This window comes from Cellulosimicrobium sp. 4261 (assembly GCF_040546915.1).
Taxonomy (GTDB): domain Bacteria; phylum Actinomycetota; class Actinomycetes; order Actinomycetales; family Cellulomonadaceae; genus Cellulosimicrobium; species Cellulosimicrobium cinnabarinum.
In genome coordinates, this window is sequence record NZ_JBEPOQ010000007.1 from 74,801 (window position 1) to 91,479 (window position 16,679).

A 16,679-nucleotide genomic window follows, 5' to 3' on the forward strand; every position below is an offset into this window, starting at 1 on the left:
GACGGTCACGCACGAGCGGACGGGCGGCGCGTCACCCCTGGCCCGACGCGACCGCGCCGCCACCGCCGGCTTCCCACACCTCACGGGTCAGCACGTACCGCCGGAAGACAGCGTCGCCGTGGACTGCCTCGCCGTCAGGGACGAACCCCCACCGGGCGAGCACGCGCTCCGGCCTTCTCGTGAGCGGGAGCTCGACGGTCACGCGCGTGAGGCCGAGGTCGCGGAACCCCCGCCCGAGCAGGGTCCGGGCGATCTCGGCGCCGCGGCCCCAGTGCTCGGGACGGAGCACCAGAGCGAGGTCGGGCACACCGTCCTCCGCCTGGAAGCCTCCCCACCCCGCGAGCACGCCGTCGACGAGCACCGCCCATGGGCCGTACCCGTCCGCGCGCCACTGCGCGTCCTTCTCCCGGACCCAGCGGCGCGCGGCCTCTTCCGAGAAGGTCGCCGCGAGCGGCATGTGGCGCGCGTTCCGCGGTTCGTTGAGCAGCCGGACGACGTCCGGGAGCGGGACCTCACCGAGCCGGACGAACGTGATCTCTGCCTGGCTGACCGTCATCACTCTCCTTCGTCGCCAGCGCGTCCGGCAGCCACGGGACGCACCGCGACGCTCTCATGCGGAGACGGCCCCGGGCCAGCGCCGAGGCTGATGACACGGCGGCACGAGAACGGGGTCGGCGACCGGGATCCCTCGGATCCGGTCGCCGACCCCGTTCCCGGTGGTCGTCGTGGCGTCAGGCGGGGGCGCCCACAGGTGCCTTCGTCGCCGACGGCGCTTCCTCCGGCGTCTCGTCCGTCGCCGTGGCGACGGTGGTCGGCTCGGACGACGCGTCGTCCTCGTCCACGAAGAGGTCCTCGGCCGTCGCGGCCTCGTACTGCTCGAGGTCGAGGATGCCCTCGCGCTTCGCGACGATCGTCGGGACGAGCGCCTGGCCCGCGACGTTGACCGCGGTGCGGCCCATGTCGAGGATCGGGTCGATCGCGAGCAGCAGGCCCACGCCCGCGAGGGGCAGGCCCACGGTCGAGAGCGTGAGGGTCAGCATGACGATCGCGCCGGTGAGGCCCGCGGTCGCGGCGGAGCCGACGACGGACACGAACGCGATGAGCAGGTAGTCGGTGATCGACAGGTCGATGCCGAAGATCTGCGCGACGAAGATCGCGGAGATGGCCGGGTAGATCGAGGCGCAACCGTCCATCTTGGTGGTCGCGGCCAGCGGCACGGCGAACGACGCGTACTCGCTCGGCACGCCGAGGTTGCGCTCGGTGACGCGCTGCGTCACGGGCAGCGTGCCGATCGAGGAGCGGGAGACGAACGCGAGCTGGATCGCGGGCCACGCGCCGCGGAAGTAGCTCGAGATCTTCAGGCCGTTGGTGCGCAGCAGGATCGGGTAGACGACGAACAGCACGACCGCGAGGCCGACGTAGATCGCGACGGCGAACCACGCGAGCGACGCGAGGGACGTCCAGCCGTACGCCGCGATGGCGTAGCCGATGAGGCCGGCGGTGCCGATCGGCGCGAGGCGGATGATCCACCACAGCACCTTCTGCACGATCGCGAGCGCGGAGCGGTTGAACGCGAGGAACGGGTCCGCCTTCTTGCCCGACTTGAGCGCCGCGATGCCGATGACGAGCGCGACGACGAGGATCTGCAGCACGTTGAAGTTCACCGACGTGCTGGCGCTCGCGCCGGCGTCGGTCACCTCGACCTGCGTGCTCGCGCCGAGGCCCAGGACGTTGCCCGGGATGAGGCCGTTGAGGAAGTCGAGCCACGTACCGGTCCGGCCCGGCTCGGAGGCCGCGTCGAGCGAGACCGACGCGCGGTTGCCCGGCTGGAACAGCAGGCCCAGGCCGATGCCCACGGCCACGGAGATCGCGGCGGTGATGGCGAACCACAGGAGCGTCTGACCGGCGAGGCGCGCGGCGTTGGTGACGGTGCGCAGGTTCGCGATCGACGCGACGATCGCGGTGAAGATCAGCGGCGGCACGACCGCCTTGAGCAGCGTCACGAACGACGAGCCGATCGTGTCGAGCGTCGTGGTGAGGCCGTTGGGGACGTCGCCCGCGGCGTCCTGCGGGCCCATGGCGAGCGCGAGGGCACCGAGCCCGACGCCGACCGCGAGACCGAGCAGGATCTGCACGCTGAACGAGGGGAACCGGCGCTTCTTCTTCGCAGGCGCGGCGGCCGGAGCCTGCTTCGCCTGCGGGTCGGCCTGCGGAGAGGCCGTCGAGGGGGTCGAGGACACGGAGGACCTTTCGGGGTGACGCGGGCGCACGAGCGCCCGCTCTCGGGAGAGGGGCTCGGGACGTCGTCGCGGGGCGCCGGCAGCAGCGCGGCCCGGGCGGGGACGCAGGCACGGAGGTGGCCTGCGGCCTGACGGGGGCGCGCCACGCGCGTCAGCGGCTCAGGTCGCGAGGCGACCCGGGGTCCTGACGGGTGTGCGGAGGCGGGAAGGCGTCAGCGGCGACGGGGGGTCAGCGACACAGCGCGCTGGCGACTCGACGGAGGTCGACGTCGCGGCGCTGGGTGAGCTGCCAGGCAGGCACGCTGACGAACACGGAGGTTCTCCCGGAACGGTGGGTTCTCGCTGGACGCGGGCAGACGGACGCCCGCGGCAACCGATCATACCCGCTCGTGGACAACCGTCCGGCGACCCGGCCTATTCCGGGGCGACGGCCAGCGCACGGCGGGTACCGGGGAGTCAGGCGTTCGGCGCGTCGAGGAAGGCGTGCATGAGCGGGCCTGCGGTGACGGCGCCACCCTCTCCCGTCTCGACGAACACCGCGACCGCGAGGTCCCCCTGCGTCGCGATCATCCACGCGTGGGACTGGCTGCCGTCGCCGTACTGCGCGGTGCCCGTCTTCGCGCCGGGCTCGCCCGGCAGGTCCTGGAGGATCGACGCCGAGCCGTCCGTGACGACGCCACGCATGAGCTCGCGCAGCGTCGCCGCCTCCTGCTCGGTGAGGGTCGAGGCGGGCTGCTCCTCGGCGACGGTCTGGACGTCCGGGTGGACGAGGACCGGGGCGACGGTGCGCCCGGCGGCGACGCTCGCGGCGACCGTCGCCATCGCGAGCGGCGACGCCTGGACCTTGCCCTGCCCGATCATCGACGCGGCGTGCTCGGTGCCCTGCGAGTCCGTCGGGACGTCGCCGAAGAAGGCGGGCGCACCGAGCTCGGACTCGACGCCCAGGCCGAGCGAGGCGGCGGCGTCGTGCAGCGCCTGCTGCGACACGGCCTCCCGCTGCCCGATCATCGCCGTGTTGCACGAGTTCGCGAACGCCGTCCGCAGCGGCACGTCGCCGAGCGCGGCCGTCGGGTACCCGGGCACGTTCTGGAACTCGCGGCCCTCGACGGTCAGCGTGGGCGGGCAGGAGACGGTCGTGTCCGGGGTGAGGCCCGCGCGCAGCATCGCGAGCGTCGTCGCGACCTTGAACGTCGACCCGGGCGCGTACTGGCCCGTCGTGGCGGTCGAGAGCCCCTCGCCCGCGGTCGAGCTCGCCGCCGCGAGCACCGAGCCCGACGAGGGCTGGATCGCGACGATCGCGCTCGGCCCCTGCCCGGCGAGCACGGTCTCGGCGGCGACCTGCATGTCCGGGCGCAGCGTCGTGCTCAGGGGCACGCCGTCCACCGGCTCGACGGAGAACACCTCGGTCGGCTCCGCGTCCGCGTCCGCCTCGCCCGGCACGACCTCGATCGACAGGCCCGGCACGCCGCGCAGCTGCTCGTCGTACTGCCGCTGGAGGCCCGAGATGCCGACCTGGTCGCCCGCGGCGACCGCGCCCTCGGACTCCTCGACGATCTCCGCCGTCGCGTCGCCCACGCGCCCGAGCAGGGGGCGCGCGAACTCGCGCGTCGGGGCGAGGGGGATCTCGTCGTCGATCACCGCGACGCCCTCGATGCCGCGCGCCGCGTCGACGTCGACGCCCGCAGTGTCCTCCGTGCGGACGGTGATGGCCTCGACGAACGCCTTCTCGCCGGCGCCCGCGACCCGCTGCGCGTACTCCTCCGGGTCCAGGCCGACGACGCTCGCGAGCGCCCGGGCCGCGCCGTCCCACTGGGCCGAGCCCACGCGCGTCTTGTCGACGCCGATCCGGAAGACGGGACGGTCCTGGACGATGGGGACGCCGTCGGCGCCGAGGATGCCCGCCCGGACCGCCGGCACACGGCTCACCGCGAGCCGGCCGCCCTGGCCGAGCTCGGGGACGAGGACGTCCGGCTCCCACACGACGTCCCAGGCGCCCGGGCCGTCCTCGCCCTCCCCCGGCTCCGCGAACGTGAGCTCGGCCGTGGTGGTGTACTCCCAGGCCTGGTCGCCCCCGACCTCCCAGCGGTAGGCGAGCGTCGCCGTCGCGCGGTCCCCCGCGTCGTCGCCCTCCTCGTCGACGTCCACCGACTCCACCTCGACCGTGCGCTCGTACGGCGCGAGCGGCTCGAGCACCGCCTCCAGGTGCCCCTGGACGTCTTTCGCGGCGCCGTTGCGGAACTCCAGCGCGCTCACGTCTCCCGCCGCGATGGCGTCGGCGAGCGCGGCCGCGGCGTCGGACGCCTCCGGGCGCTCGGGGGTGCACGCCGCGAGGGGCAGGGCGAGGACGGGGACGAGCGCCGCGGCCGTCGTCCAGCGGGCGGTCCTCCCGCGCCACCGGCCGTGCGTGCCGGACCGACCGTGGTCGTGCGCGACGCTGCTCACTCGTTGCTCCCCTGCTCCGTGCCGTTCGGGACGAGACGGACGCTACCCGACGGCACCGACGTGCCCGGCACCGACGGCCGGACCGGCCCGGTTCGTCCGCCGCTTCTTCACCTCCCGCGTCCCGCGGAGCCGCACCACGGCTCCCTCCTCCGCTCGCGCGCCCCGGTCCGCGGCAGGTGCGCAGAGGTGGGCGCGGGTGCTCGCCACGATCCCGCGGTGATCCTGCGCCTTTCCTGAGGAACCGGTGCGCCAGAGTTGAGGAGGACTCCGTACTTTTCGAGTCATGAGCCTCCACACCCCCGAGACGACCCCCGCCCCGCGCCGCGACAAGCGCCGCGCCTTCGCCGCGTTCGGGCTCGCAGCCCTCGCCGTCGGCGGCATCGGAGCGGCGCTCACCAGCGCCGCCTGGACCGACAACGCGTTCTTCACGGCGCCCGCGACGGCCGCGACCTTCGACCTCCAGGGGTCGCTGGACGGGACCACCTGGAAGGACTCGGCCGACCCGGACGCGATCGAGCTCGTCGTGCCGTCCGACGCCCTGGCCGACCTCCTGCCCGGCCAGACCCGCACGATCGACCTGTGGGTGCGCAACGAGAGCTCGGTCCGCGCCACGCTCACGTCCAGCGTCCGCTTCGCGTCGGGCTCGACCTTCACCACGAACCCCTCCGCGTCCGTCTCCGGTCTCGCCACGACCCTCGACGCCGCCGGCGGCACCTCCAGCGACCAGTTCCGGCTCACCGTCACGGCGCCGAGCGACTGGGCGCCGTCGAACCAGGGGGCCACCGGGACGCTCGTCGTCACGGTCTCCGCCACCGCGACGGCCTGACCCGGCGTCGTCGGACCCAGGAGGAGGAGAACCACCGATGCAGGTACTGCGGCGCGGCGCCGTCCTCGTCCTGTGGGTCCTCGCCGCCTTCGGGCTGGTGTGCGGGGCGGTGTGGGGCGCGACCGCGGTCGGCCTCATCAAGCCCCTCGTCGTGATCTCCGGCTCGATGGAGCCGGGGATCATGACGGGCGACCTCCTGGTCGCCCGGCCCGTCCCGGCGGCCGACGTGGCCGTCGGGGACGTGGTCAGCCTGCCGAGCGCGCTGACCGACGACCTCGTGACCCACCGGGTCGAGGCCGTCGAGCAGACGGGCGACGACCGCTACACGGTCAGCATGAAGGGCGACAACAACGCCTTCGCGGACGCCCTGGACTACACCGTCTCGGGCGACGTCTGGAAGCCCGCGGTCCAGCTCGCCGGCTGGGGCACCGCGATCGTGCGCCTGACGACGCCCGCCGTGGCGGTCCCCCTCCTCGTCGGACTGCTCGGCCTGCTCGGCCTCACCCTGCTCGTCCCGCCCGCACCGCGGCGGGAGCCGGTCCGCCGATGACCGGCCGGAGGACCGGCGGGCCGGCCGGGCAGCCGGCCGGGCGCCGCACGGTGAGCCTGCTCCTGGCGGTCCTGGCCCTCGTGACGGCGTCGTGGTGGGGGGTCGCGCACGCGGCCGTCGAGCCCACGACGGCCGCGTGGACGGACCAGGCCCGGGCCGCCGCGCCCGTCTCCGCCGGCCGGTGGCAGACGACGACGGCCGGCACGTGCGTCGCGCGCGGCGAGGGACGCACCGTCCTCTCCGGCTGCACGGTCCGCGGGATCTCGTTCGAGACGTGGGGCGAGCCGGGGAGCCAGGTCCGCAACTACTACGTGGCCTTCACGGTGCCCGCGGGCACGCGGTCGGTGTCCTTCGACGTCGACCTCCGCGCCGCGACCGGGCAGGACACCTCGTGGGAGTGGAGCGGCGCCCACGTCGTCGCCGGGGGCCAGTTCACCCCGCAGCAGGGCTGGACGTGCTCCGACCTGCCGCGCGTGCGCGGGGACGGCGCCGACTGGCAGAGCCCGATCTACTTCCAGGTCGCCGAGCAGGGCGGCGGAGGCGCGTCGGCCTGCCCGTGACGGGCACCCGCCTGGGGAGGACGTCAGTCCGGCACGACCGGGCTGATCACGTACCAGAGGCGCACGGACTCGTCACCGCCCGGCCCCGGCTCGTGGCTGATCTGCACCGACGTCTCGACGTCGCCGTTCGACCCGTTGATGCCGGTACGGGCCCGCGTCCCGCCCGCGCGCGACGCGTCGAGCGACGCGGGCAGGTCGTCGAGCCAGCGGTCGACCTGCGACCGGGGGAACCCCAGCACCTGCGCGTCGGCGACGAGCTGGTCGTGCACGGCCTGCCCGCCGGAGAGCGTGCGGAACACGTTGATCGCGCTCACGTACCCGCGCCGGGGCTGGATCGTCAGCTCCTCGGCCGTCGTGGTCCACGTGCCGTCGGGGAGCGTCAGCTCGACCTCGGCCGCGCCGTCCGGCACCTGCACGACGGCCATCGACTCGCCCAGCCCGACGGACTCCGCGGTGATCGGCCTGCTCACGTCCCAGCGCACGGTCTCGCCCCTCTCGATGTCGTCGATCGTCGTCGTGCCCGTCGTGCTCCCGCCGCCCTCGACGTCCCCGCCGCCCGGGGCGGTCGTCCCGCCCGGTCCGGTGGCCGCGTCGTCCGGGTCGCCGAACGTGACCGTGCACCCCGTCAGCACGAGAGACCCGGCGAGCGCGCCCGCGAGCAGGACCGCGACGCCGCGCCTCCGCGGCGACCCGGGCGCGCGACGGAACCCTCGGCTCACTGGTCCACGTCCACGTCCCACTCGGTCAGTCTGTCAAGGATGCGCCCGATGCGGGCGGGGTTCGTGAGCCGGTAGTCGGCGATCCGGTCGGAGACGTCGGTGCCGATGATCTGCGCCGCCTGGTCCGGGTGCTGCGTGACGAGCTGCTGGTAGGCGGGCAGCGTGTCGTTCGAGATGTACTCCCAGCGGGTCGCCTGGTCGGCGATGTTGCCGCCCGGCAGCGGCGTCTGGACCGTCACGGTGCCCTGGACGGGGTTGTCGAACGTGATGCCCGTGAACGGGATCCCGAGGTGCTCCGGCCCGGGCGTCTCGACGTTCACCGTGAAGGGGTCGTGCTGCGCGTACGTGCCCGCGCCGGGGATGGACGGCTCGCCGACGAGCGTCATGAGGTACGTGAACGCCTCGCCCGTGACCGGGTGGTCGCGCATGGTCTGCCAGTCGTCCGCGATGACCTGGTTCTGCTCGCGCCACAGGAGTGCGGTGTTGCCGTCCGCGAGCGCCTGCGCGTCGCCCGCGCGGCCGGCCTCGACGTCCGCCCACGCCTGGTACGCGGGCCCGTCGATGACACCGGCCTCGAGCAGCCGCTCCATCTCCTCCAGCCCGCCGTTCAGGTACGCCTCGTGCATGACGGCCTGGTCCACGAAGATCTCGCGCTGCATCGACAGGAACTGGTTCTCGTAGAAGCCGAGCTCGGCGTCCGACATGGTCGCGATCGCCTCGAGCGCCGCCCGGTCGACACCGGGCGGCAGCGCCCGGGCGCCGCTCGCGACGCCCTGCGCGAGCTGCCGCATCATGTCGAGGTCGAAGAACCCCGCGGCGAACGACGGACCGATCATCGCGGCCATGCCGGCCCACTGCATCCACGGGTTGTCCAGGTAGAGCTCGCCGTAGTACGTGTAGACGTCCTCGATGATCTCGCGGTTGGCCGACGCCCCCGCGGACGGGTCCCAGTCGGCGAAGTCGAACCCCGCCTCGCCTGCCGCGACGCGCGTCCAGTGCGTGACGGCGAGCTCCGCGAAGCCCGGGGAGTCGGGGTCGACGCCGAGGCGCACCATCTGGTCGTAGAGCGCCGCGACCTGCGCGTCCGTCGCGTTCTCGAGCCACGCGGCGCGCTCGTCCGCGTCCATCGCGGCGTACTCGCCCGGCGTCGGGGTGGGGACGGCCTGCTGCGGTCCGCCCGGACCCGACGAGGACGGACCGCCCGGGCCGGCGAGGGCGCCGCCGTCGGCGCTCGCGGACTCCTGCTGGTCGGCGTCCGTGGCGAGGCGGTCTGCCGCGGCGTCGAGGAGGCTCGCGGTGCCGGTGAGCGAGGGGCCGAGCGTGGTGGCCCACTCGCTGCGGAACTGCGCGGCGTCGGGCCCGTCCCACCGGGTCGCGGCGTCGACGACGGCCGCGACCTGCGCGCGGTGGGTCCGCAGCGCGTCGGCGCCGGAGCGCAGACCCGACGCGAGCGCGCGCAGCGCACGGACGTCGGCGCCCCACATCCCGCTCATGCCGTCCCCTCCCGCCCCTGCGCGTCCCCTCACGCGCACGCGTCGACACCTTCGTCCCCGACGGTCGCACGCCGACGGTACGCGGCCGGGTCCGCCGCCGCGATGGGGACAACTGCCCATGCGCGCGGGAGGCGGCAGTGCGGCCGCGCGCCTCAGCTCAGGCGGCGCTCGAGCCGGACCACCACCGTGTCGCCGACATCCTTGCCGAGACGCTTGCGCACGCCCGCGTTGAGCGACAGCATCAGCCCGCCCGACCCGGTCGGCATGAGCCCGACGTCGCGCAGCGCGACGTCGTCGACGGTCGCGTCCACCCGGACCGAGCGCAGCGACCCGAAGAGCTCGCGCGCCCCGGGCACCTCGACGCAGGGCCACGTGTCGCCCTTGACGTCGACGCCGACGGGCGCGGTGAACGTGTGGTCGAGGGTGACGGGCTCGAACGGCATGGCGGTGCTCCGGTGGGTCGTGCGGTCGTGGTCGGGGGTCTGACCGGTCGACGGCCGAGAACTCGTCGGTCGTCGTGGGGCCGAGATTCACGCGCCCCGCACGCACGCGCCCATGCGCTCGACCGCCTCCGTGAGCACGTCGACGCCCGTCGCGAGGTTGAGGCGCACGTGCCCCTGCCCGCCGGGGCCGAACCGGCGCCCGTCCTCCAGCGCGACGCGCGCGCGGTCGAGGAACCACCCCCGGGGGTCCGCGCCCGCCGGGCCGGGGAGCCCGCGCGCGTCGAGCCACGCGAGGTACGTCGCCTCGCCGGGCCGGTAGCGCACCGCGGGCAGGTGCTCCGCGAGCAGGTCGGCGAGGAGCCACGCGTTGCGCTCGACGCCGGCGAGGACGTCGTCGAGCCACGCCTCGCCGTGGTCGAGCGCCGCGACGTGCGCGAGCACCGACACGTGCTGGACGCCGTGGCTCGCCTCCTCGGGGATGCGCCGCAGGTCGTCGGCGGCGTCCGGGCCGGCGACGGCCGCCGCGGCCTTGAGGCCGGGCAGGTTCCACGCCTTCGACGCGGAGACGATCGCGACGGCCGAGCCCGCGCCGGGGACGGTGAGGAGCGGCGTGTGGGTCGTCGCCGGGCGCCCGTCGAGACCGGGCCGCGTGAGGGGCGCGTGGATCTCGTCCGCCACGACGCGCACCCCGTACCGTTCGGCGAGCGCCAGCCCGGCCGCCAGCTCCGCGCGCGTGTGCGCGGTCCCCGTCGGGTTCTGCGGGTTGCACACGAGCCAGACGGCGCGGCGCCCGCTCCCGGGCCCGTCGCCGTTCGCGGCGACGCCGGTCGCGTCGGCGAACGCCCGCTCCAGCGTGTCGAGGTCGAGCCGCCCGCCGGCGCCGAGCGGCGCGTCGACGACGCGTCGCCCCTCGTTCGCGGTGAAGCCGTAGAACGGCGGGTACACGGGCGGGTTGACGACGACCGCGTCGCCCGGGGACGTGAGGACGCGCAGCACCTCGACGATCGCGACCATGACGTCGGGCAGCGTGCGCGACGTCGCCGCGTCGAGGGTCCAGCCCCAGCGGCGCTCCGCGAAGCGCGCGTACGCCTCGCCGTAGGTGGTGCCGACGTCGTACCCGGTGTCGCCGGAGCGCAGGGCGGCCGTCACCGCCTCGACGACCGCGTCGCACGGTGCGACGTCCATCTCGGCGACGAACAGCGGCAGCACGTCGGGCGCGAAGGTGCGCCACTTCACCGACGTCCGACGGCGCAGCTCGTCGAGCGTGAGGACGTCCAACGGTGTGCGCATGGTGCCTCTCCTTCGGTGCGGCCGGCGACCGCCCGGCGGCAGGCCGGCGGGGCTGCTCCCGGACGGCCGGCTCGGCCCACCCTAGGCGGGCTCGGGCTCCGTCGCCGCGGGCGCGCCCTCCTCGGCCGCGGCGTTCGCGGGGCTCGTCGCGAGCACGACGCACCCGCCGACGGCGGCCAGCGTCGCCACGGCGGCGGGCACCGCCCAGCCCGACCGCACGACGTCGCCGAGCACGGCGAGGCCGACGATCCCCGGCGCGAGCACCTCGATCACGGAGACCGTCGCCGCCACCGTCCCGACGGCGCCGCGCTCCAGGGCGCGCAGGTACGCGAGCGCGCCCGCGACGCCGCCGAGCACGATCGCGAGGGCGAGCGGCTGGAGCACGGTGTCGAGCAGGTCGCCGGACGCGTGCGCGCCGCGCGCCGCCACCGCGGCGACCGAGTAGCCGAGGCCGCCGAGGACGGCGAGCAGCACGGGGTGCCCGCGCCGGTACGCGACGGCGGTGCCGACCGCCACGACCGCGGCGGCGACGTTGACCCAGGTCGTGAACCCGGCCGGCGGGTGCGTCGCGGGCTGCTCCCCCGCCGCGAGCGCCAGCACCACGAGCCCCGCCACGACGACGCCGATCATCACGAGGTCCGTGCGCCGCAGCGTCGCGCCGAGCACCAGACGGGCGAGCAGCACGACGGCGACGAGCGACGCCGCGACGACGGCCTGGACCACGAACAGCGGCAGGTGGTCGAGGGCGAGGAGGGAGAGGAGCCACGCGACGCCGTCGACCACGAGCCCGCCGACGACGAGCGGCTGGGCCACGGCCGCGAGGCCGTGGGCGCGACGCGTGGCGACGGCCTGCATGATCGTGCTCACCGCGTACAGGAGGCTCGCGGCCACGGCGGCGAGCAGCGCGAGGATCACGAGGCGTCCCCGGGACCGTGGCCCGCCGCGGGCGTGACGCGGGCCGCGCTCGCGGGCGCGCTGGGCCGGTCGGTCGGGGCGGGCACGTTCCGATCATCCGCCACGGCGACGCGCACCGCGCGGGCGGGACCTCGGCCCTCCGGACGTCCGGGCGAGGCGGTCAGGCGCCGCCGCGGGCGGCTGCGGCGGTCAGGCCTCGTCGCGCGCGGGTGCCGCGTCCCGGCGGCCGCGCGCGTGGGCGGGGCGCTCGTCGTCGTGCACCCAGCGCCAGACGCGCGTCACGACGAACCACACGACCGCTGCCGCGACGACCGCGATGACCACCTTCTGCAGGACGCCCGCGTACTCCTCGACGACGTGCCACTGCTCGCCGAGCGCGTACCCGGCGTAGACGAAGATCGTGTTCCACACCGCGCTGCCCGCGGTGGTGAGCGCGGTGAACTTCCACAGGGGCATGCGCTCGACGCCCGCGGGGATCGAGATGAGGCTGCGGAAGATCGGGATGAAGCGGCCGAAGAACACCGTCGCGCTGCCGTGCCGCAGGAAGAACTGCTCGGTGCGGTCGACGTCCTCGACCTTGACGAGCGGGAGGCGCTCCGCGATCCAGCGCGTGCGCTCGCGCCCGATGATCGCGCCCACCGCGTAGAGCGCGAGGGCGCCGACGACGGACCCCGCCGTCGTCCACAGGATCGCCTCGACGAGCCCGAAGCTGCCCTGGCTCGCCGTGAAGCCCGCGAGCGGCAGGATGATCTCGCTCGGCAGGGGCGGGAAGAGGTTCTCGAGCGCGATGGCGATCGCGGCCCCGACCGGGCCCAGCGTCTCCATGAGGTCGACCGCCCAGCCGGCGACGCCGTCGAGGGCGGGCTCCGCCGTCGTGGCGGCGGGCACGGCGGCCGTCAGGGCGGCGGAGAGTCCGGAGGGCATGGGTCACGAGCCTAGGTGAGCGGTCCGTGGCGCGAGCGCCGATGCGGCCCGGAGGGTGTGGAGGTCTCGTGCGGAGGCGCGGGACGCGCGGGGAGGCCGGCCGGATCAGCCGCGGACGAGCTCGTCCAGGCGACGGATCGGGCCCCAGGCGCCCGACTCGCTGTTCGACAGCACGACCACCGTCACGCCCGGCGCCCCCGCCGGCGGGAGCGCGTCGGCGCCGTCCAGCGCGTCCGCCGCGTCCGGGTAGTGGCGCAGGATCGCGCTCGCCCCCGTGTTGATGCCGTCCTTGTAGACCGAGCGCACGGACCCGTCCCCCAGCAGCTCGAACTCGAGCCCGAAGCCGTAGTGCACGCTCGGGGCGGGCTCGGCCCCGTCCGTGTCGTCCGCGCCGTCGTCGTGCAGCACCTGCGGGGTGAGGAACGCGCGCGTCAGGTCGGGCGGCAGGAGCTCGCCGGCACGCAGCGCCGTCCAGAACCGGGCGAGGTCGCGCGCCGTGGCGTGCGCGCCGCCGTCGGGCGAGCCGACGGGCGGGTAGGAGTAGACGTTCTGCCGCCACCCGGTGACGGGGCCCTCGTCGTCCGGTCCCTCGTGCACGGGCTCCCAGCCCTCCGCGACGTCCGGCTCGGCCTCGTCCATGCGGAAGAACCCGGAGCGGTCCATGCCCGCCCGCGCGAGCACGTGCTCGCGGACGTGCTCGCGGTACGGGGTCCCGGTGACGGACTCCAGCGCGAGGCCCGCGAGGACGTAGCCGACGTTGCAGTATCGGCACCCTCGCCGGGCGCGAAGTTCGGCTCCTTGTGGACGAACCCGGGTAGGAAGTCCGCCGTGCGCGTCACGGAGTAGCTCGGCCGGTCGACCCACAGCTCCTCGTACGACTCCCCCGCCTCCTCGTCGGCGTCGTCCGCGATGCCCGACGTGTGGGTCAGCAGGTGCCGGATCGTCACCTCGGGCGGGATCGTCGTGCCCGCGAGGTCCACGTGGTCGTGGACGCGGTCGTCGAGCCCGAGGCGGCCGTCGCCCACGAGCTGGAGCACCGCGACGGCGGTGAACAGCTTGGTGACGGACGCGACGTCGAACCGCGTGCTCGTGCGGACCGGGACGCCCCAGCGGCGCGACGCGACGCCGTAGGCGCGTTCGAGGAGCACCTCGCCGTGGCGTTCGACCCGCACGACGCCGGAGAAGTCGTCGGCGTCCGCGGCGGAGCGCAGGTGCGTGTCGAGGGCGGTGAGAGCGGCGTCGTCGAGCGCGGTCATGGCCCCGACCGTAGGCGGGCCAGGGTGCTCCCGGCCAGGGGATTGTTCCGGAGAGCCGTACGTCGTCACGGGTGGGAGCGCTGTCACGGTACCGTCGCCGCATGGCGACCTCGACGACGACCCCCGCGCTCGGCGTGATCCTCCCGCGCGAGCTCCCCGCCGACCTCATCGTGCCGTTCGCGCGTCGTGCCGAGGAGGTCGGGCTCGACGAGCTGTGGGTCGTCGAGGACCTCACGTTCCACGGCGGGATCGCGCAGGCCGCGACGGTCCTCGCCGCGACGGAGCGCCTCACCGTCGGCATCGGGATCCTGCCCGCCGCGACGCGCGCGCCGTCGACCGCCGCGATGGAGGCCGGCACGCTCGCCGCTTTGCACCCCGGCCGCCTGCACCTCGGGCTCGGGCACGGCATGCCCGCGTGGATGCGGCAGATCGGCGTGTGGCCCGCGAGCCCGCTCGCGATGCTCGAGGAGACCACCGCGACCGTGCGCGCGCTGCTGCACGGCGAGCGCGTCAGCGTCGCGGGCCGCTACGTCTCCGTCGACGACGTCGCGCTCCACGCCCCGCCCGCCTCGCCGCCGCCCGTGCTCGCGGGCGTGCGCGGCCCGCGGTCGCTCGAGGTCTCCGGCCGCGTCGCGGACGGGACCATCCTCGACATGCCCGTGACCCCCGAGTACCTCGCCGTCGCGCGCGCCGCGATCGACGCCGGGCGCGCGAGCGCCGGCGACGCGGCCCCGCCCGCGCACCGCGTCGTCGCCTTCTCCGTCGGCGCCGTGCACGACGACGTCGCGACCGCCCGCGCGATCGTCCGGCCCTACCTCGCGGTGCTCGGCGAGGCCGACTGGTCCGCCCAGATCGACCCGCTGCCCTTCGCCGACGACTTCCGCGCCCTGCGCGACGCGAGCGCCACCCCCGACGACTTCGCCGCCGCGATGCCCGACGCGTGGGTCGACGCGCTCGCCGTCGTCGGGGCGCCCGAGACCTTCCGCGCGCGGCTCGCCGAGCTCGGCGCGGGCGGGGTGTCGAGCGTCGTCCTCGTCGCCACGACGGCCGACCCCGCCCGGCCGGACGACCCGTTCAGCGCGCTCGACGCGCTCGCGGCGGTGACCTGCCCCGCCGCCTGACGGGAACCGTCGACCTGCGAGACCGCGCCGGAGAGCCGACCATGGGCAGGTGAGCGAGCACGCACCCACCTACACCGAGACGTGGCCCCTGCTGAGCCCGGGAGACCGCCGTCGGCTCGAGGAGCTCGACGACCTCGAGACCGACATCCTCCGCCAGCTCTCCGAGGCGTTCGCCGACGAGGTGGACGCCCCCACGCTCGGCGAGCTCCAGGTCGAGCGGCTGCGGGTCTACCGCGACGCGCAGGCCCGCGCGGAGCGGCAGCGGTCGCGCTCCTGACCGCTCAGTAGCGCCAGGCGCGCATGTCCTCCTGGTACGTGCGCTGGACCGTCGGGGACAGCAGGGTCGACGGCGGCAGGTCGCGGGGCGGGTTGTCGGCCGGGAGGCGCGTGGTCGCCGCGAGGGACGTGGCGTCGTGGAAGCGCAGCCCGTCCGGGAGGGGCGTGCGCGCGAAGGGGCCCGGCACCGCGTCGGCCGGTCCGCCCGGGAGCGAGAGCGCGAAGCCCCACTCCCCGAAGGAGGGGACGTTGACGGTCAGCGGCACGACGGTGCGCCCGGGCGCCGCAGCGCGGACCGTCGAGACCACCTGCCAGAACGCGTCGGGCGTGAAGTACGACGACGTCGCCTGCGTCGCGAACGCGCCGCCGGGCCGCAGGTGCGCGGCGACCATGCCGTAGAACTCCTGCGAGTAGAGCTTGGCGACGCGCTCGGAGGAGGGGTCGACGAGGTCGACGAGCACGACGTCGAACGTCTGCGCCGTGTCCTCGACCCAGCGGAACGCGTCGGCGTTGACGACCGTGACGCGCGGGTCGTCGAGCGCGTGGTCGTTCACGGCGGTGAGGAGCCGGTTCTCGCGGGCGAGATCCGTGACGGCGGGGTCGAGGTCGACGAGCGTGACCTCCTGGACCGAGCCGTAGCGCAGGACCTCGCGCGCGAGGAGACCGTCGCCCCCGCCGAGGATCGCGACGGACGCGGGCGCCGCGACGGACGTCATCGCCGCGTGCGCGAGCGTCTCGTGGTACCGCGCCTCGTCGACGGAGGAGAACTGCAGCTGGTTGTCGAGGTAGAGCCGCGTGTCACCCTGGTACGCGGTGACGACGACCTGCTGGTAGGCGCTGCGTTCCTGCGCGACGACCGGGTCCTGGTACATCCCCGCGCTGATGCGCGCCTCGAGCCACGACGACGCCGCGAACCCGGCGAGGAGCACGACGAGCGTGACGCCCGCGAGCACCGACCACCGCGGCGGGTGGCCCATGCGCGCGAGCATGAACGCCGCGACGGCGACGTTGAGCACCGCGACCGCGAACGCGGTGCGCACGAGGCCGAGGTAAGGGAGCAGCAGGAACGGGAACAGCAGGGAGGCGGCGAGCGCCCCGAAGTAGTCGAGCGCGAGCACCTTCGACAGCAGGGAGACGGAGCCCTCGCTCCCCCGTTCCTTGAGCACCGCGACGAGGAGCGGGATCTCGACGCCGATCGCCGTCCCGATCGCGAGCGACAGCACGACGAACACGACCCACGCGAGCTCGGTGGCGGCGTACGCCCAGAACAGCGCGAGCACCGACGTCCCGCCGAGGAGCGAGAGCACGAGCTCGTTGCGCACGAAGCTCAGCCCCGCGGTGCGCTGCAGGCGCGGCGCGAGGAGCGAGCCGAGGCCCATGCCGAACAGCGTCAGCCCGGTCGCGACGGAGAACGCGACGACCGAGTCGCCGAACAGGTACGACGCCGCGGTCCCGAGGATGAGCTCGTAGACGAGCCCGCCCACGGCCACGAGGAGCGCGGCGGCGAACACCGTCGGCCGGTCGAGGTGGCGCGCTCCCGACCGCCCGGCGGACGGGCCGGGGTCCGCCGCCACGTCGCCCCCGGGCGGGCCTCCGGGCGGGACCTCCTGCTGGTCGAGCACGG

15 protein-coding genes and 1 pseudogene are annotated in these 16,679 nt (G+C 75.0%); 5 read left to right on the top strand and 11 right to left on the bottom strand.

Features of this window, described 5'->3' with window-relative positions; all coding sequences use genetic code 11:
• Nucleotides 1-31 precede the first annotated feature (31 nt).
• The 3 genes from ABIE39_RS11115 to ABIE39_RS11125 all read right to left on the bottom strand — a co-directional run bounded on the left by ABIE39_RS11115 (nt 32) and on the right by ABIE39_RS11125 (nt 4,682).
• Entirely contained in the window at nt 32-556 is a 525-nt protein-coding gene (locus ABIE39_RS11115; RefSeq protein ID WP_175008813.1) for a GNAT family N-acetyltransferase, read from the bottom strand.
• Between the two features lie 175 nt (nt 557-731).
• Nucleotides 732-2,078, bottom strand: a complete 1,347-nt coding sequence (locus ABIE39_RS11120) for a dicarboxylate/amino acid:cation symporter (protein ID WP_502914859.1) — start codon at nt 2,076-2,078, stop codon at nt 732-734.
• 618 nt (nt 2,079-2,696) lie between these two features.
• Complete coding sequence (locus tag ABIE39_RS11125) at nt 2,697-4,682, bottom strand: penicillin-binding transpeptidase domain-containing protein (protein ID WP_354051755.1); 1,986 nt, start codon at nt 4,680-4,682, stop codon at nt 2,697-2,699.
• A 283-nt stretch (nt 4,683-4,965) separates the two neighbouring features.
• Here ABIE39_RS11125 and ABIE39_RS11130 point away from each other — a divergent pair, with 283 nt between their 5' ends.
• From ABIE39_RS11130 to ABIE39_RS11140, 3 genes are read left to right on the top strand one after another with little or no spacing between them, the layout of a single operon-like run.
• Nucleotides 4,966-5,508 (top strand): hypothetical protein, encoded by a 543-nt coding sequence (locus tag ABIE39_RS11130; RefSeq protein WP_175008815.1) that lies wholly within the window; start codon nt 4,966-4,968, stop codon nt 5,506-5,508.
• A 37-nt stretch (nt 5,509-5,545) separates the two neighbouring features.
• The gene (locus ABIE39_RS11135) at nt 5,546-6,058 is read left to right on the top strand and encodes a signal peptidase I (protein WP_175008816.1); all 513 of its coding nucleotides are present in this window, start codon (nt 5,546-5,548) and stop codon (nt 6,056-6,058) included.
• Nucleotides 6,055-6,618 (top strand): hypothetical protein, encoded by a 564-nt coding sequence (locus ABIE39_RS11140; RefSeq protein ID WP_209827922.1) that lies wholly within the window; start codon nt 6,055-6,057, stop codon nt 6,616-6,618. The genes ABIE39_RS11135 and ABIE39_RS11140 overlap by 4 nt, the downstream gene beginning before the upstream one ends.
• Nucleotides 6,619-6,641: 23 nt before the next feature.
• On the opposite strand, the gene ABIE39_RS11145 is transcribed toward ABIE39_RS11140, so the two are convergent.
• The 7 genes and pseudogenes from ABIE39_RS11145 to ABIE39_RS11175 all read right to left on the bottom strand — a co-directional run bounded on the left by ABIE39_RS11145 (nt 6,642) and on the right by ABIE39_RS11175 (nt 13,658).
• Entirely contained in the window at nt 6,642-7,337 is a 696-nt protein-coding gene (locus tag ABIE39_RS11145) for a hypothetical protein (protein WP_175008818.1), read from the bottom strand.
• Nucleotides 7,334-8,830: a WXG100 family type VII secretion target gene (locus ABIE39_RS11150; protein WP_175008819.1), complete on the bottom strand. Its 1,497-nt coding sequence runs from the start codon at nt 8,828-8,830 to the stop codon at nt 7,334-7,336. The genes ABIE39_RS11145 and ABIE39_RS11150 overlap by 4 nt, the downstream gene beginning before the upstream one ends.
• 152 nt (nt 8,831-8,982) lie before the next feature.
• Entirely contained in the window at nt 8,983-9,273 is a 291-nt protein-coding gene (locus tag ABIE39_RS11155; protein ID WP_175008820.1) for a DUF1905 domain-containing protein, read from the bottom strand.
• An 87-nt stretch (nt 9,274-9,360) separates the two neighbouring features.
• Nucleotides 9,361-10,563 carry a MalY/PatB family protein gene (locus ABIE39_RS11160; protein WP_354051758.1) on the bottom strand — a complete coding sequence of 401 codons (1,203 nt, stop codon included), beginning with the start codon at nt 10,561-10,563 and terminating at the stop codon, nt 9,361-9,363.
• A gap of 81 nt (nt 10,564-10,644) precedes the next feature.
• On the bottom strand, nt 10,645-11,478 hold the full coding sequence (locus ABIE39_RS11165; RefSeq protein WP_354051760.1) for a hypothetical protein: 834 nt from the start codon (nt 11,476-11,478) through the stop codon (nt 10,645-10,647).
• 189 nt (nt 11,479-11,667) lie between these two features.
• Entirely contained in the window at nt 11,668-12,402 is a 735-nt protein-coding gene (locus tag ABIE39_RS11170) for a VTT domain-containing protein (RefSeq protein WP_175008823.1), read from the bottom strand.
• Nucleotides 12,403-12,507: 105 nt separating this feature from the next.
• Nucleotides 12,508-13,658: pseudogene (locus tag ABIE39_RS11175) on the bottom strand (serine hydrolase domain-containing protein).
• Nucleotides 13,659-13,759: 101 nt separating this feature from the next.
• Between ABIE39_RS11175 and ABIE39_RS11180 the strand changes: the two are divergent.
• Together ABIE39_RS11180 and ABIE39_RS11185 are read left to right on the top strand one after the other, a co-directional pair.
• Nucleotides 13,760-14,779: an LLM class flavin-dependent oxidoreductase gene (locus ABIE39_RS11180; protein WP_354051762.1), complete on the top strand. Its 1,020-nt coding sequence runs from the start codon at nt 13,760-13,762 to the stop codon at nt 14,777-14,779.
• A 49-nt stretch (nt 14,780-14,828) separates the two neighbouring features.
• Nucleotides 14,829-15,056: a hypothetical protein gene (locus tag ABIE39_RS11185; RefSeq protein ID WP_257416695.1), complete on the top strand. Its 228-nt coding sequence runs from the start codon at nt 14,829-14,831 to the stop codon at nt 15,054-15,056.
• Between the two features lie 4 nt (nt 15,057-15,060).
• Here ABIE39_RS11185 and ABIE39_RS11190 read toward each other — a convergent pair whose 3' ends face one another.
• Nucleotides 15,061-16,677 carry a polyamine aminopropyltransferase gene (locus ABIE39_RS11190; protein WP_354051763.1) on the bottom strand — a complete coding sequence of 539 codons (1,617 nt, stop codon included), beginning with the start codon at nt 16,675-16,677 and terminating at the stop codon, nt 15,061-15,063.
• Nucleotides 16,678-16,679: the final 2 nt, after the last annotated feature.